Source organism: Agaribacter marinus (genome assembly GCF_030160655.1).
In the GTDB taxonomy this organism is placed as follows: domain Bacteria; phylum Pseudomonadota; class Gammaproteobacteria; order Enterobacterales; family Alteromonadaceae; genus Glaciecola; species Glaciecola marina.
Map to the genome: position 1 here is coordinate 934,854 of NZ_BSOT01000005.1, position 14,535 is coordinate 949,388.

The 14,535-nt window shown below is 41.6% G+C and carries 13 protein-coding genes, 1 tRNA gene and 1 pseudogene; 11 read left to right on the top strand and 4 right to left on the bottom strand.

Translation table 11 applies throughout. The features are described 5' to 3' along the window. Positions 1-142: 142 nt before the first annotated feature. The 3 genes from QQK00_RS05670 to QQK00_RS05680 all read left to right on the top strand — a co-directional run bounded on the left by QQK00_RS05670 (position 143) and on the right by QQK00_RS05680 (position 2,394). A complete protein-coding gene (locus QQK00_RS05670) occupies positions 143-1,042 on the top strand; it encodes a type 2 periplasmic-binding domain-containing protein (protein WP_284216511.1) in 900 nt (299 codons plus the stop codon). Between the two features lie 91 nt (positions 1,043-1,133). Beyond that, the gene (locus QQK00_RS05675; protein ID WP_284216512.1) at positions 1,134-1,625 is read left to right on the top strand and encodes an SRPBCC family protein; all 492 of its coding nucleotides are present in this window, start codon (positions 1,134-1,136) and stop codon (positions 1,623-1,625) included. 1 nt (position 1,626) lies between these two features. Then, positions 1,627-2,394: a helix-turn-helix domain-containing protein gene (locus QQK00_RS05680; RefSeq protein ID WP_284216513.1), complete on the top strand. Its 768-nt coding sequence runs from the start codon at positions 1,627-1,629 to the stop codon at positions 2,392-2,394. 39 nt (positions 2,395-2,433) lie between these two features. Here the strand turns inward: QQK00_RS05680 and QQK00_RS05685 are convergent, their stop codons facing one another. From QQK00_RS05685 to QQK00_RS05700, 4 genes are all read right to left on the bottom strand, one after another. Beyond that, positions 2,434-2,808, bottom strand: a complete 375-nt coding sequence (locus QQK00_RS05685; RefSeq protein WP_284216514.1) for a DUF1801 domain-containing protein — start codon at positions 2,806-2,808, stop codon at positions 2,434-2,436. Between the two features lie 237 nt (positions 2,809-3,045). Beyond that, a tRNA-Val gene (locus QQK00_RS05690) sits at positions 3,046-3,122 on the bottom strand. 62 nt (positions 3,123-3,184) lie between these two features. Next, a complete protein-coding gene (locus QQK00_RS05695) occupies positions 3,185-4,258 on the bottom strand; it encodes a patatin-like phospholipase family protein (RefSeq protein WP_284216515.1) in 1,074 nt (357 codons plus the stop codon). 248 nt (positions 4,259-4,506) lie between these two features. After that, entirely contained in the window at positions 4,507-5,454 is a 948-nt protein-coding gene (locus QQK00_RS05700) for a LysR family transcriptional regulator (RefSeq protein WP_284216516.1), read from the bottom strand. Between the two features lie 375 nt (positions 5,455-5,829). Between QQK00_RS05700 and QQK00_RS05705 the strand changes: the two genes are divergently transcribed. From QQK00_RS05705 to QQK00_RS05740, 8 genes and pseudogenes are all read left to right on the top strand, one after another. Next, a complete protein-coding gene (locus QQK00_RS05705; RefSeq protein WP_284216517.1) occupies positions 5,830-8,442 on the top strand; it encodes a TonB-dependent receptor plug domain-containing protein in 2,613 nt (870 codons plus the stop codon). A gap of 14 nt (positions 8,443-8,456) precedes the next feature. Next, positions 8,457-9,284: a sulfite exporter TauE/SafE family protein gene (locus tag QQK00_RS05710; RefSeq protein WP_284216518.1), complete on the top strand. Its 828-nt coding sequence runs from the start codon at positions 8,457-8,459 to the stop codon at positions 9,282-9,284. Between the two features lie 31 nt (positions 9,285-9,315). Further along, a complete protein-coding gene (locus tag QQK00_RS05715; protein ID WP_284216519.1) occupies positions 9,316-10,485 on the top strand; it encodes a pyridoxal phosphate-dependent aminotransferase in 1,170 nt (389 codons plus the stop codon). Positions 10,486-10,789: 304 nt separating this feature from the next. Beyond that, complete coding sequence (locus QQK00_RS05720) at positions 10,790-11,188, top strand: ACT domain-containing protein (RefSeq protein WP_284216520.1); 399 nt, start codon at positions 10,790-10,792, stop codon at positions 11,186-11,188. A gap of 21 nt (positions 11,189-11,209) precedes the next feature. After that, positions 11,210-11,551, top strand: a complete 342-nt coding sequence (locus QQK00_RS05725; protein ID WP_284216521.1) for an ArsC family reductase — start codon at positions 11,210-11,212, stop codon at positions 11,549-11,551. 2 nt (positions 11,552-11,553) lie between these two features. Then, positions 11,554-12,681: a succinyl-diaminopimelate desuccinylase gene (gene dapE / locus QQK00_RS05730; protein ID WP_284216522.1), complete on the top strand. Its 1,128-nt coding sequence runs from the start codon at positions 11,554-11,556 to the stop codon at positions 12,679-12,681. A gap of 22 nt (positions 12,682-12,703) precedes the next feature. Beyond that, entirely contained in the window at positions 12,704-13,393 is a 690-nt protein-coding gene (locus QQK00_RS05735) for a M15 family metallopeptidase (protein ID WP_284216523.1), read from the top strand. 354 nt (positions 13,394-13,747) lie between these two features. After that, positions 13,748-14,535: pseudogene (locus tag QQK00_RS05740) on the top strand (PKD domain-containing protein); the annotation flags it as partial.

The window sequence follows — 14,535 nt, forward strand, 5'->3', positions numbered from 1 at the left end:
AATTCAAAACGAAAGTCTACACTACTTTACGCTTTTCGGCTAATCTATGTATTATAGACGCTACTAATGGCATACAGCACAATCGAAAACATATTTTACGCTACAATGATTTGACTGTTTGTATCAACCTAAAGGACTTAGTTTGAGAAAAGGTATTGCTTCGATTAGAAATCTTGCACACTTTGTCTTTGCGACTGCGATGTTATTCGCCATCAGCATGTTTGCCGCCCCAATTTCAGCGTGTGGGCTAACAATCATTCACAAACCCATTGAATCTAAAACCGATATTCTCACCATTGAATTACTCCAGTTGTCCATCGCCAACGTCCGCACAGATGTCTGCTATCAAGCCGAACAACACGTTGTCACTGATACTCGAAAAACAGCAAATGTTCTAAGCGGTAGGTTGAGCTTAAAATGGGGAAGCCTATCAAAAGAACAGATGGATATGCTTAAAGTTGTGCCTATTCCAATTTTTAAAGGCTTGTTAGGCCACCGTGTCCTAGTTATCCGAAAAGGCGAACAATTGCGTTTTGACAATGTGTCTACATTACAGGATTTACAAAAGTTTATTGCGGGTAGCGGCAAAACATGGGGCGACACAGCGATATTTCGAAACTCAGGTATTGAGGTAGTTACAAGCCCAAGGGGACGTCAACTTTGGGGGATGCTTGAAAAACATCGTTTTGATTATTTAGCTTTGGGCATATATGAACCTTGGGAGCACATTGATGCACACTACCCTCAACTAGACGTAGAAAACCGATTATTAATTGTATACCCCATGGCACTTGTATTTTATGTTCACCCAGAAAACTCTCAGTTATATAATTTAATAAAAACCGGCATGGATGCAGCTATCAAAGATGGCAGTTACGACAAAAAGCTAATTGCGTCACGCAACTTCCAGATAATAAAACAACGTGCAAATATCAATCAACGTCACATTATCCGTTTGCCTAATCCTGATTTCCCAAGTGTCTTAAATGCACAATCACATAAATACTGGCTCGACCCACAGTTTTTTTCTGAAAACAACTAGGGCGTGTTCAACCATTCCCTATTTGGGAATTGCTGATCATTAAGCCAAGACAATACACTTAATTCAATGACAGTATGTTCGGAGAATAAATATGCATTTACGGAATGAAATACCAGTATCAGTATCGTCTAAAAGGGCTTGGGAAGTAATGGGTGAAGAGTTTGGAAATATTGGTTTATGGGTCGCTTCGCTAGAGTCATCACATTTAGTCGGCGATCTAGGCGTCGGTGCTCATCGAGTATGTAATGGCTTAGGGTTCGGCCCTTTCCCACCGAGTATCGTAAAAGAAAAGCTTGTACATTTCGATCCCCAAAAGCGAGAATTTTCATATGAGCTCACCGAAGGTAATCCTTGGTTTATTACGCATGCACGAAATAACTGGACAATAACGTCTGTTGACGAAAACAATTCAATCATCAAGGCACACGCTGTCGTAGACATTATATGGTTTATGAGGCCACTCGCTTGGGTGTTACCCGCATTGTTAAAAAAACAATTGGCACTATTTACAGAAGAACTAAGCTATTTCATTGAGTCTGGTAATATTCATCCACGTAAGCAACAGGTACTAGGAAACACATAATATGACACAACTGACACTACTAGGTGACCAATTGCGCTCTCACCGCAAGCGATTAGGTATGTCTCAACTAGCCTTGGCCTCTGTAGCAGATTCAACATCTCGATATATTTCATTTATTGAAACCGGGCGTTCTCGACCAGGCAAAGCGGTCTTACTAAAAATTGCAAAGGCGCTTACCTTAACACTTAGAGATACTAATGCATTATTGCTATCTGCAGGTTTGCCCTCGATTTATGTGGAACCCGCACTTGACGACGAACAAATGGCACCAGTAAAGCGACTAGTTAAACAAGTGCTCGAAAAACACGAACCCTTTCCTGCTTGGGTAATAGCGCCGGGCCTAAATTTTATCGATTCAAATGCCGCCGCAGAAAAAATATTTCCAGGTATAGTAAATCAAGCACCTGAGCACATGATTCATATCTGGTGCTCTAGAGAAACGCACCTTACTGAAGAAACAAGAGTTGAAACAGTATTCCAACTGTTAGATGGCTTACGCAGCGAAGCTTTTCATTACCCGCATCCGCGTTTACCCGGCTTGATATCTATTGCCGAACAGTATGCTAAAGGCTTATCCCGGCCAAATGATGTGAATGTAGATTCACCGGTATTGTGCCCCAAATTGTTGATTGGCGACAAAGAGGTCAATACACTGTCTACCGTGATGCGCTTTGACAAGGGTACAAACATCACCATGGCCGAAATCCGTATTGAATTAGTATTTCCGGCTGATGACGAGAGCGAAGCCGTGTTCAGAAATATGCCTTAGTAGCCAAAGATCTCTACACCACCGACCCGCAACATTTAGTCAACTACTGGCATCTAAATCAGTCACTGCTTGTTTAATGTAGAAGTCAATGAGTTCTATATTAATATCATCACATGGGAGTATTTTTAAGTGACGCCTTTTTTTACCCTTGCCTTCTAGCTTTCCGTGCTTGTCGTTAAAGTCAGCGCCTCGACTAAATTCAATTGATATATGTTTTTTGTAAATATATATCCCACCGATTAGGTCGTTTGAAATACTAAATGCAATACCACCATACTTAATGCCTTCAGCCAAATCACTTTTTGCTGTAAAGAACAGCTTTCGTATGGCTATAACTGTATTAAATTGAATACTCGATATGCGTTCAATATCGAGTAAAAATTCATTCACTTCTTTAACAATAGATATGCTCATAAAATCTCATACGTAAAATAGACAGCAAATCAACGTTGCCGAGACAAAGACAGTATATTCAAATAGATGCTACATTAATTTCAACTAAAACGTATATTGAATTTGCGTTTTACGTCGTTATTGTCTGTTATTTTCATCTTTTATGGGAAGTCCAAACAATTTCCCTATTAAATACAACTTTAAGGGGCATAAAAAGTATTTAAAGAAACCAGACTATTGTCGATTTAGATAGGAAAGTGGTGCGTCTACCCTGACTCGAACAGGGGACCTCTACCATGTCAAGGTAGCGCTCTAACCAACTGAGCTATAGACGCATTCTGTGAAGCGGCGAGCATAATAGCAATTTCGATTATTTTGGCAAGTGCTTTTTGTAAATTTACCGCTTTAAGTCAATTGCTTGCACAAAATTTGCTATATTTTCGCTTTCTATCTGAGCAAAAAAGCTTTCAGCTAAACGTTCCGACTCCTGAATAACCTGTTGCCAATAAGGTATTCTTTGCGCTGGAGGCATTCGAGTAAAATCTTTCCTATCGCTAATTTTACCATAGGGCAAAGATGCTACGAACTCATCTGAAGGTGCAAGTAACACTACATTGTCGTAATTGTCTTGCCTACAGATTCGGTGTTTAAGGTGTTTATCAAACCAGCCGGGAATAGGTGTTTTAAAAAAGTGAGGGTATAACACCAATCGCTCAGTATTAATCTTCATATCAAAATGATAATCAAGAATACCACCATCACGAAATACTCCCTTTGACGCACCAGCAATATCAGAAATCCCTTCAATAATAATAGGAATTGACCCAGAAGCCACTAAAGCGTCATGCACGTTTTTGTTCGATAACTTAATATATTCGGTTGAAATATGTGGTTTTTCATCAAAATTTAATGGTATGTCGCCACTATAAAATACACTTCGCGTAAAGCTCTTTTCCAATGCTTTACGTGACCGCAAGTTTCGTAAATTTGCTAGCCCCAAACCCGCAAGCTGAACGATACGATTTTCGCTTTTCATTAATCCATGACAGCGTGACGCAATAATATGAACTGCGCGCTTATTGTTACTCAATAGCTGATGTGTACCAGCTTCATCCAATACGTGGTTTAATAAGTCCCTGCTTTTTTGAGTAATTTCACGCGCACTTGGCTTTTCGGAATATATTGTTGTACTGTATTTATCAGCTAATCGTTCTATGGCCGTTTTTGTATCGGTTTGTGCAAAACAAGCGCTACGGAATGCCCCTGCTGACGTACCAATAATATCAATTTTTTGCTCCGCTTTAGCAAAAAACTCACTAAACATGATTTTATCTAAACCAGACAATACAAACCATTTAGGGCCGCCAGACGCTCCCATAAAGGCACTAAACATGTCAGCGGTAAATCCTTTGTCTTGTATTGCTTTTAGTGCAGTCTTACCTGCATAAATTTGAAGTGCCTGTGTTTGCACCTCTAATCTTCCAATAACGAGAAAATTTGTAGCTTGTTACTAGTCACCTTTTATACCTTACCCATTAGCAGTCAAAATATTGTCACTTTGCTGATATAATGAGCATAATATATTTTTCATAAAATTCATACACTTAACTAGTAACACATATGAAGCCCACACACTTATCCACAGTTATCGGGGATAAGTAAGGAAAAAAGTGGATAACAACAACTTGTTCAAATGTTCAGAATATTAACGATAAGACGCTAGCATAAGTCACCTCGCCATTGACCGCTTTTGTTCAGCAACTTAACGATGTGTTTAATTACTCGAATAACATTAGTAACATTTTTTGATGGAGGATGGTTTTTGTTGGTTATCGCAAGTACTCGTCGACGCATCTCTGGTTCAACAATTTTAATTGACTTAATTAAAGATTTTTCTTCCAAATGATAAGTCGCAGCAGACGGCAAAATCGTGAGCCCTTTTCCCATCATGACTTGCCGTAAACCTGTCATTAAATGGCCAGTGTAACTGGGATCGTGGACTAATTTCACCCCTGTATCAATCTCGTACTTCTCTATAAATTTGCCCAAGGCGTCTCGCCGGCTGGGGATCAATATTTTATGTTCGCTTAAGGCCCAAAATGGAATCGTTTCTTTTTCTATTAAGGACTTATACTCAGTACGCGGTGAGTCTATGCCAACAACAAGATACATAAACTCTTCCAAAAGCGGTGTGGCAACCATAAAATCGGAAGAGAATGCTTGCTCATACGTCAGTGCAATATCAATTTTATTTGCTTGCAACCAACCAGAAAGTGAATAAGAAGGACCCGTGCTAATGTCGATTGAAATATTAGGAAAATCCTCTCCTAGTTCGTCGATAAGCGGCATCGACATTGCGTTACAAATCGACGGCATCATGCCAATTTTAATTTCTATTTTTTGTTCAGACGAAAGTTCACTTAACTTAGATTTAGCAATACTGACTTCTGACAATATATTCTGCGCATGCTCTGCAAAAATTTCCCCGGCAACTGTTGGCGATACACCTCGAAAGTCACGGATAAGTAAAGGAACCCCCATCGAGCGCTCTAAATTTGAAATTTGCTGACTAATTGCCGGTTGCGCAACGTCCATTTCGCGGGCGGCGGCTGCAATACTCTGTTTGCGTACGGTTGTTAAAAAGTACTCTAACTGCTTTGTATTCATTTTTTATTCAAACCTGAGGCACGTATTTAGTTTTTGGATACATCGGACGTAGCAAGACCACTAGTTACACTCAGCAATTACTATTCCATATTATGGAAATGGTAAAATCATGAAATGTTAAAATGCAGTTAAGTTCAAATTTTGCAAAAAATATTTTTTTTTATTATTTTTATTTTTTTTAAATAATATTCAAACACTTAACTAAAGCTATAAGATTTACATATACCCCTCAACATTCTTCTTTCTTCCTTAAATCAACCTCTTTTCATTAGTCTGAGTGAGACATTACACATAATACCCACACAAAAATTTAGTGTGGTTGCGAACCAAAACAGGGCGTCGAACCTGAAGATAATAATGAAAATGGGGCAATACATGAAAAAACACACGTTAAACAAGGTTGTTGTAGCTTTACTAGCCAGTTACTCACTCGTGGGAATCGCTCCGGTAAATGCACAAGAAGAGCAAGTCGCACCTGACACTGACAATACAGAAAAAATTGCTGTTGTTGGCGCGAGAGGTGCGCCTCGTTCAGTCGGTACGTCGCCAGTACCAGTTGATGTGCTCAGTGTTGAAGACATTGAGGGCGTCGCATTCTCTGATTTAAATGATGTACTGAAAACCTTAGTGCCTTCTTACGATCTATCACGCCAACCTATCTCTGATGGCGCCACATTCATTCGCCCAGCTACTTTGCGCGGTATGCCAACCGATAAAACACTTGTACTAGTAAACGGTAAACGTCGCCATCGTTCTGCATTGGTGCAAATTGGCGGTTCTGGTACACAAGGGCCTGATCTAGCAACAATTCCATCAGCAGCCTTAGGTTCAGTAGAAGTTCTTCGCGACGGCGCGGCCGCACAGTATGGTTCAGATGCCATCGCAGGTGTAATCAACTTCCAATTAAAAGAAAATACCGAAGGTGGCACATTTAGCGCTGAATATGGTCAATTCTTTGAAGGTGACGGAGATTCTATCACCATTGGTGGTAACAAAGGCTTTGCACTCGGTGAAGAAGGCTTTTTGAGCGTGTCGTTAGAGTATAATGACTCCGAATCTACTAGCCGTGGCGAGCAGTATTGTGAGTCGTGGTTTTGTGTAGATCCAAGTTTAGAAGGTTTTAACCCTGACGCAGGTTATGCGCAAAATGTTACTCCAGAATTTTTAGCTGCAGCGCAAGAAATGGGGCGACGCGTGCACGGCGCAGATGTTGTGCAACCATGGGGACAGCCTAATTCAGAAGCAATTCGCGTATTCGTAAATGCTGGATACGATATTTCTAGTTCAATGTCTTGGTATGCTTTCACTAACTACACTAGCAGTGAAGGTGATGGTTCGTTCTTCTATCGCTACCCTTTTAACAGTGTAATGCAAGATATTAGATTGCAAGATGGCAGCATTTGGAACCCTCTTGAAATTTATCCAGGTGGTTTTACTCCTAGATTTACAGGTGAAATTGAAGACTATTCATTCGCGACAGGCCTAAAAGGTACGACCGAAGGCGATTTAACTTATGACCTTAGCGCACGTTATGGTTACAACGAAATCGCTTATACCTTAGCCAATACGATTAACCCTTCGCTTGGTGACGCTTCAGGAACAGAATTTAACCCCGGTACTCTGTCTAATGAAGAAATGCAGATCCAAGCGGATTTTTTATATGATATCAGTGACTACACACTTGCCTTTGGCCTGAGTTACCTTGATGAAACCTATGATATTGCTGAGGGGCAATTGGAGTCGTATATCGATGGGCCATATGCAAAAGCGGATCCTTGGGGATTTTGTTCTGAAAATGCACCGACTACGGCTGGTTTAGCTGTAATAGCAAACGGTTCAACACTCGATTGTGCTAACCCAGATGATGCGGTATATCAAGTCATGGCCGTAGGCTCGAACGGTTTCCCTGGATATTCTCCCGAGTTTTCTGAAAGTTATACGCGTGACTCATATGCAGTATATGCAGATATAAGCGGTGACATCACCGACGACTTATTTGCGCAAGCGGCAATCCGGTTTGAGGACTATTCAGATTTTGGTTCTGAGGTTGTATACAAACTAGCAGGTTTTTATCAAGCGACAGAATCAACCGGTATTCGAGCATCTGTCGGTACGGGATTCCGCGCGCCAACACCTGGACAGCAAGGCACAACAAACGTATCTACGCGTTTACCTAACGGCACACCTGTCGCTGTAGGTTTGTTTCCAGCTGCCGGGCCTGTAGCGCAAGCACTAGGTGCAGATGCGCTAGATCCTGAAACGTCAACAAACTTCACATTTGGTGTGACTAGTGCTCTTGGTGACCTAAATATTACCTTAGATTATTACTTAATCTTGCTTGAAGACAGAGTCAATGCTGTATCAACAAGAAATGTATCAGCCGACCCTACTGCTGGAGCAGCTTACGATAACTTCTTAGCCCTTCAAGCAGCAGGTGTTGTTGGAGCGGAATCAATCGGGGGAGTCAACTACTTCCAAAACGCGTTCGATACTAAAACGTCTGGTATTGATTTTGTAGTGACCTATGGCATGGACAGCGATTATGGCGACACGATGTTTACTGGCTCTTTGAACTACAACAAAACTGAGTTCGATTCTGATCCAAGTGCTTTCTTGAATGCTGAAAACCAATTCGATTTCGAAAATGGTACGCCTACTATGCGCGGCGTGTTTTCTGCCAAACACAGTTACGGTGATATTCAAGGCTTGGTTCGCGTCAGCTACTACGGTGACTATGAAAACGTTGAAAGTAGTGCTGCTGACAGTGATATTCAGAAATTTGACCCAGAATTCTTCGTTGATATCGAAGGGACCTACTTCTTCACCGATACTTTGTCCTTAGCGGTTGGTGTTAGAAATTTATTTGACAACTACCCAGATCCTTCTGAGCTAGGCGGCGATTCATGTTGTGGCCGAATTTATCGTTCTGATTCGGTAGTCGATTGGCAAGGTGGGTACTACTACACCAAGTTAGTCGCTAAGTTTTAACGGCCTATAACAATATGGATGTAAATATAATTTGGTTTGTAATTGCCCTGTGTGTAGCTGGCGCTGCCGCAGGGATTACATCGGGGTTATTTGGGAACGGCGGCGGTTTTGTCGTCGTTCCTGCGTTAACTGCGGTGTTCCCGTTATTCGTAGTGGAATCAGGAGAATTAGTAAAAGTCGCCATTGGCACATCATTAGCCTCAATCGTTATTTCAAGTGCGCGCTCAGTATTAGCCCACAAGAAAAGAGGCGCTGTAGATTTTGATGTTTTGAAATCATGGTCTGCATGGATTGTTTTGGGGGTACTTGGTGGGATCATCTTAGCGAACCATAGTGATAGCTCTTTGCTGATGGCAATATTTGCCGGGGGGGTTTTGGTGTATTCCGTGTATTTCCTATTCCCGACATTGATAGTCCGAGAAGGCGTAAGCATGTCAATGCCACAAGGTGCTGTTAAAGCATCTTTTGCATTTGTGTTAGGTGGTTTTTCTGCCCTGCTTGGCATAGGTGGCGGTACACCTATGGTAATTACCATGGTGATGTGTAAACGCAGCATTCAGCAAGCTGTTGCAACGGCAGCAGGTGTAGGGTTTTTAATTGGGTTGCCAGGCGCCATCGGCTTCTTGTTAATGGAGCAAACCCCCAATGCCCAATTACCTGTCGGCACTGTTGGTTACATAAATTTGCCCGCGCTACTTTTCATTAGTATAGGTTCAATTTTAACTGCACCCTTTGGATGCAAATTAGCACATCATTTTAATGAAAAAACATTAAAACGGCTGTTTGGTGTGTACCTTGTGGTGGTGTCTGCCGCCATGTTTTACAAGTATTTCAACGGCTAAAAGGCCGACAAAAATAACAAAGGAAATAAGTATGACTTACAATCGTTCAAGAAGATTATTTTTAGGCCGCAGCTTGGCTGCTTCAGCCGTTGGTGCGACAGGTATTTTAACCAGTTCTGGTTTGGCAATGGCAAACAAAGCGGCTGTTGATAAACTTTACTATGGTCCTAAGCCTGGTATCGCTAAATTAAATGCAAATGAAAACCCTTTTGGCCCCAGCCCTGATGCCTTAAAAGCAATGACAGAAGCAGTTTCTGCAGGCGGTGCATATTACGCCTACCCTGCAGCAATTAAGCTGATTGACATGTTAGGTGAATATTATGGCCTTGAAAGAGAAAACATCGCATTGAGTGCTGGTTCAAGTCCCATCCTTTCTTTTGCGGCAATGGCCGCCACAACAAAAGGAACCATACTTGGGCCAGATTTATTTTGGGATACAACATCCAAACTCCCTATTAAATCCGGCGGACCAGAAATTAAACGAGTGGCTAATACCGCCGACTTAGCGATTGACTTAGATGCGTTGTATGATGCGATAGACGATAAAGTAGGCATGGTACATGTGTGCAACCCTAATAACCCGACAGGACGAATCGTAGACCCTGTTAAACTCAAAGAGTTTTGTATCAAGGCATCTAAAAAGACACTTGTGTTGGTTGATGAGGCATACAATGAATTAATCGACGATCCTGTTAAACACTCTATGGTGCCATTAATAAAACAAGGCCATAACATAATCGTGGCGCGTACCTTCTCTAAAATATATGGGTTAGCAGGCTTACGTGTAGGTTACATGCTTGGCGCCGCAGAGAATATCGAATGGATCAATCGATATGGGTTGGGTGGGTATACAATTAACCAAGCGGGTTTAGCCGCCGCAATAGCTAGCTTTAACGACCAAGCCTTTATGAGTTTTTCTCGCGACAAAATTGCCGAAGCAAAAGGTATCATTTACGATGCGGTTAAGGCTAACGGTTTAACCGCCTTACCTTCAAGTACAAACTTCGTGTTTGTAAACTTAGGCAAAGATGGCGACGCCAATACTTTCCGCAAAGCTATGGAAAAGGAAAACATACTAATTCGTGGACAATACCGAACGTACAAGCCGTGGTCTAGAGTAAGTGCAGGCAGAATTGCGGATGTTAAACGTTATGCTGCGGCAATGCCTAAAGCGTTAGAAGCGATGGCAAAAAGCACCTAGAAAATACTTTACTACAGATGGTCAGGTTTCTCCTGACCATTTTTTACTACTCTATCAAGAACTAAACCTAACCCGAACATCATAAAATCAATTTAGTAATGACTCAAAAATAGAGCAGTATTAGGTGCTTTATCCAGCAAGTGTTTTTTGCATTTTTTTATCCACAGTCAAAAATACGTCACATTGCTTGTATTCTAAACAGTAAACTTTTACTATATTTTTCATAAACTTACTAACTAACCCAAGTGTACTGCACAACCTTATCCACAGAATTCGTGGATAAGTTACGGTTTACGGTGGATAAATGGAAAAACAAACACTTTTGGTAATGGAAGGCAAATATGCTATCCACAGTTTGCGGGCTGAATCTGAGATACCGCGTGAAATTTTTGACGCTGACATTTACTTTATTGGTAAAACGAAAGATGAACTATCGCTTGTTGTTCCGCAAACAATAGCAATAGATGCTGAAGAAACCGATCTCAATTGGCGTATATTAGAAGTATTAGGTCCTTTAAATCTCACCATGTTGGGTATAATGGCGGGCATTAGTAAAGTGCTAGCCCATGCTGAAGTGAGTATTTTTGTGGAAAGTACGTTTGAAACAGACTATGTACTTGTTAAACAGGAAAACTTAGACAAAGCCATTCAAGCATTGTCTGATGACGGCTATACGCTTCGGCTAGAAAAAGTTAATACGTAAATTGTAAATAGAGGAATGAAGATGGCAGTTGTTTACGGCATCCCCAATTGTGACACAATTAAGAAGGCGCGAAAGTGGTTAACAGATAATAACGTGGAATATGACTTTCACGATTATAAGAAGCAAGGGGTTAATGAAGTACTGCTAAAACGCGCTATCGAAGAGTTTGGCGTGGATATCGTGGTGAATAAACGCGGCACAACGTACCGACAGTTACCTCAGGAAACAAAAGATAATCTTAACGCAGAAAACGCTATTGCTATTGTTAGCGCAAACCCATCAATGATTAAACGGCCTATAATAGATACCGGTAAGCAATTGCTAATTGGTTTTAATGCGAACGAATATGCTGAGGTATTTTAGACGTGCGTGACGTGATTGATTTGACCAAGCAACTTATTAGTAAACCTTCCGTTACTCCAGCAGACGAAGGTTGCCAAGAGTTAATGAAAGATATACTAGCGCCTCTTGGTTTTACGAATGAAACAATGGTGTTTGAAGATACAACCAACTTATGGGCGCGCAAAGGCACTGAAAAACCAGTCTTTTGTTTTGCAGGACACACCGATGTAGTCCCCACTGGTCCAGTTGAAAAATGGCAGTTTAACCCTTTTACCCCTACCGAAAAAGACGGTTTTTTATATGGCCGTGGTACTGCTGATATGAAAGCGTCGTTAGCGGCAATGCTATGTGCAACCGAAAGGTTTGTAAAAGACTACCCCGATCATAAGGGGTCGATAGCTTACCTAATTACGAGCGATGAGGAAGGTCCTTTCATCAATGGTACGACACGCGTTATTGATACTCTAGAAGCAAGAAACGAAAAAATTGACTACTGTATTGTAGGTGAGCCTTCGAGTACCAAGGTAACTGGCGACATTATCAAGAATGGTCGCAGAGGGTCTATCACAGGTGAACTAGTCGTGCGCGGCATACAAGGACATGTTGCTTACCCTCATCTGGTCAAAAATCCTATTCATTTATTTGCGCCAGCATTAGATGAACTCGCCAGTACCGTCTGGGACGAAGGCAATGCGTATTTTCCGCCCACAAGTTTTCAAGTATCAAATTTGAATGCGGGTACTGGCGCAACCAACGTTGTCCCTGGCGAAGTACACGTGAATTTTAACTTTCGATTTTCGACAGAAGTTACCCATGACGAATTAAAATCCCGTGTTACTACCATTTTAGATAAGCATGGCCTTGATTACTCCATCAATTGGATTTTAAGTGGCCAACCATTTATCACAGAAGTTGGTAGTCTTGTAGACGCATGTAAAGAAAGCATTCATGAAGTAATGGGCTTTGAAACAGAGTTATCTACCGCCGGCGGGACCTCAGACGGACGATTTATTGCACCGACGGGCGCGCAGGTCATTGAACTAGGCCCAGAAAACGGCACTATTCACAAAGTGGACGAATGTGTGAATATTAATAACGTAAAATCCTTGGAAGAGGTTTATTACCAAGTGCTAGTAAAGCTGCTTGCGTAAATAAAGAAAAATCATCGACAACATGATAACGAAAGATCAAATATTGGGTATTGATGACGCTCATCTGGTAACCCTGCCCAATGGGCATCAGTTAATGCCTGAGGTGGCTGAAAAGTTTGCGCAAATGCAAGCGAGTGCAGCATTAGATGGGCACGACTTACAAATATGCTCAAGCTTTCGCAGTTTTGATCGTCAGTTGTCCATTTGGAATAGAAAATGGCAAGGCGAGTTACCCCTCAACACGCTCAACGGCACACAACTAAACGCCAACGAGCTATCAGACGAAAACAAAATACACGCCATTATGTTGTGGTCAGCCCTACCAGGTGCATCTCGCCATCATTGGGGGACTGACTTCGACGTTTACGATAAGAGCAAAGTCGATTTATACACGGCAGAGACGCAAGGTTCATTTGAGCTGATTCCTGAAGAATACGAAGGCAACGGCCCTTGCGCTCAACTTTCACTTTGGCTATTAGAAAACGCTAAACGCTTTGGATTTTACTTTCCGTATGCATCTTACCGTGGCGGCGTAGCGAAAGAACCGTGGCACCTATCATATCGCCCGATTGCTGAAAATATTATTGCTGATTTTTCACTGCGCGGACTAAGCAAACAACTTAATATGGCAAACTTTTTGGGTAAAGAGGCCGTTATCCCTTCCCTATCAACATTGTTTTCACGCTATACCTTAAACAATGGAACACAGTAAATAAACGACTACTTAGCCAACCGCTTCCCTCGACTATTGCTATAAGTACAGTTTGTTGTTGACGTTACCTTCCCATTTACTCAGTTAAATTTTGTCGTCACTTAAGAGCACAAAGTCTTCACTTAAGACAAATTCGTCGTCAGTTAAGCTATTTATAGACTAAACACCGTCATTCGTTCATGTAAATAATAAGTGAATGTTGTATTTCGGGGCGCAGCAAGTTGTACCTTTTGCAATGGATTTGTTGGATATTCAGATTATGTTTGATCTATCTATAAATCTTTAAATTCGGGATAAATGCATAAGGGTTTATTGGTCTCCAACAAAATCTTTTGAACTAAACAAGGAACGCTAATGCAAACATATTCACAACGATGTCAACGAAAACTACAAGTGCTGCTGCTATATTTAACAGCAGTATTATCAGTGACTTTTTCATTGCAAGTCCACGCTCAATCACTCGTAAACGGCGGTGAAGTGTCGGGTGCAATCGACTTTGCAGGCGATGTAGATACTTATACGTTTACCGTAAATGCGGGCGAATATGTTCTGATAAGTGCGGCAGATCTTGCCCAAGACACTTTGTCACCTCAAATATCCTTATTTGCACCCGACGGTGCCTTAGTGAGTTCAAACACAGGGAGAAGTGTTGCAAAAGTATCCATGTTCGCCGCGGTATCAGGTACGTATTCCCTTAGTATTAAAGACAACAGTGCTTCAAATGATAATGACAATGAAACTGGTAATTACCTCATTCACTATGTAAAAGCCCCAAGCGCCAACGAACACGGCAGTCTCATCAACGGTGATTTTGTAACAGAAACCATTACCCTTGGTGATATCGACTCATGGACACTTGACGCTGAAGCCGGTGAGTATGTGCTATTGTCTATTGCAGACGTTACAGAGGGCTTATTGTCGCCGCTAATTGCGATTTATCACCCTGATGGCTCACGCATCAATATAGATGCTGGTAGAACCGTCGCTAAAGTATCCATGTTTGCCCCTGTGACGGGAACTTACACTGTTGTCGTCAATGACAATTCTGCGAGTAACAATAATGATACCGGTACTGGCGATTATCAACTTCATTACGTTAAAGCCCCCAGTGCCAACGAACACGGCAGTCTCATCAACGGTGA

Excerpts from the sequence above, each read along its gene's own strand:
- QQK00_RS05700 (WP_284216516.1), bottom strand. The coding sequence starts at position 5,454 with ATGAATACAAAGCAGTTAGAGTACTTTTTAACAACCGTACGCAAACAG.
- QQK00_RS05685 (WP_284216514.1), bottom strand. The coding sequence starts at position 2,808 with ATGAGCATATCTATTGTTAAAGAAGTGAATGAATTTTTACTCGATATT.
- QQK00_RS05725 (WP_284216521.1), top strand. The coding sequence starts at position 11,210 with ATGGCAGTTGTTTACGGCATCCCCAATTGTGACACAATTAAGAAGGCG.
- QQK00_RS05720 (WP_284216520.1), top strand. The coding sequence starts at position 10,790 with ATGGAAAAACAAACACTTTTGGTAATGGAAGGCAAATATGCTATCCAC.
- QQK00_RS05735 (WP_284216523.1), top strand. The coding sequence starts at position 12,704 with ATGATAACGAAAGATCAAATATTGGGTATTGATGACGCTCATCTGGTA.
- QQK00_RS05710 (WP_284216518.1), top strand. The coding sequence starts at position 8,457 with ATGGATGTAAATATAATTTGGTTTGTAATTGCCCTGTGTGTAGCTGGC.
- QQK00_RS05680 (WP_284216513.1), top strand. The coding sequence starts at position 1,627 with ATGACACAACTGACACTACTAGGTGACCAATTGCGCTCTCACCGCAAG.
- QQK00_RS05715 (WP_284216519.1), top strand. The coding sequence starts at position 9,316 with ATGACTTACAATCGTTCAAGAAGATTATTTTTAGGCCGCAGCTTGGCT.
- QQK00_RS05705 (WP_284216517.1), top strand. The coding sequence starts at position 5,830 with ATGAAAAAACACACGTTAAACAAGGTTGTTGTAGCTTTACTAGCCAGT.
- QQK00_RS05675 (WP_284216512.1), top strand. The coding sequence starts at position 1,134 with ATGCATTTACGGAATGAAATACCAGTATCAGTATCGTCTAAAAGGGCT.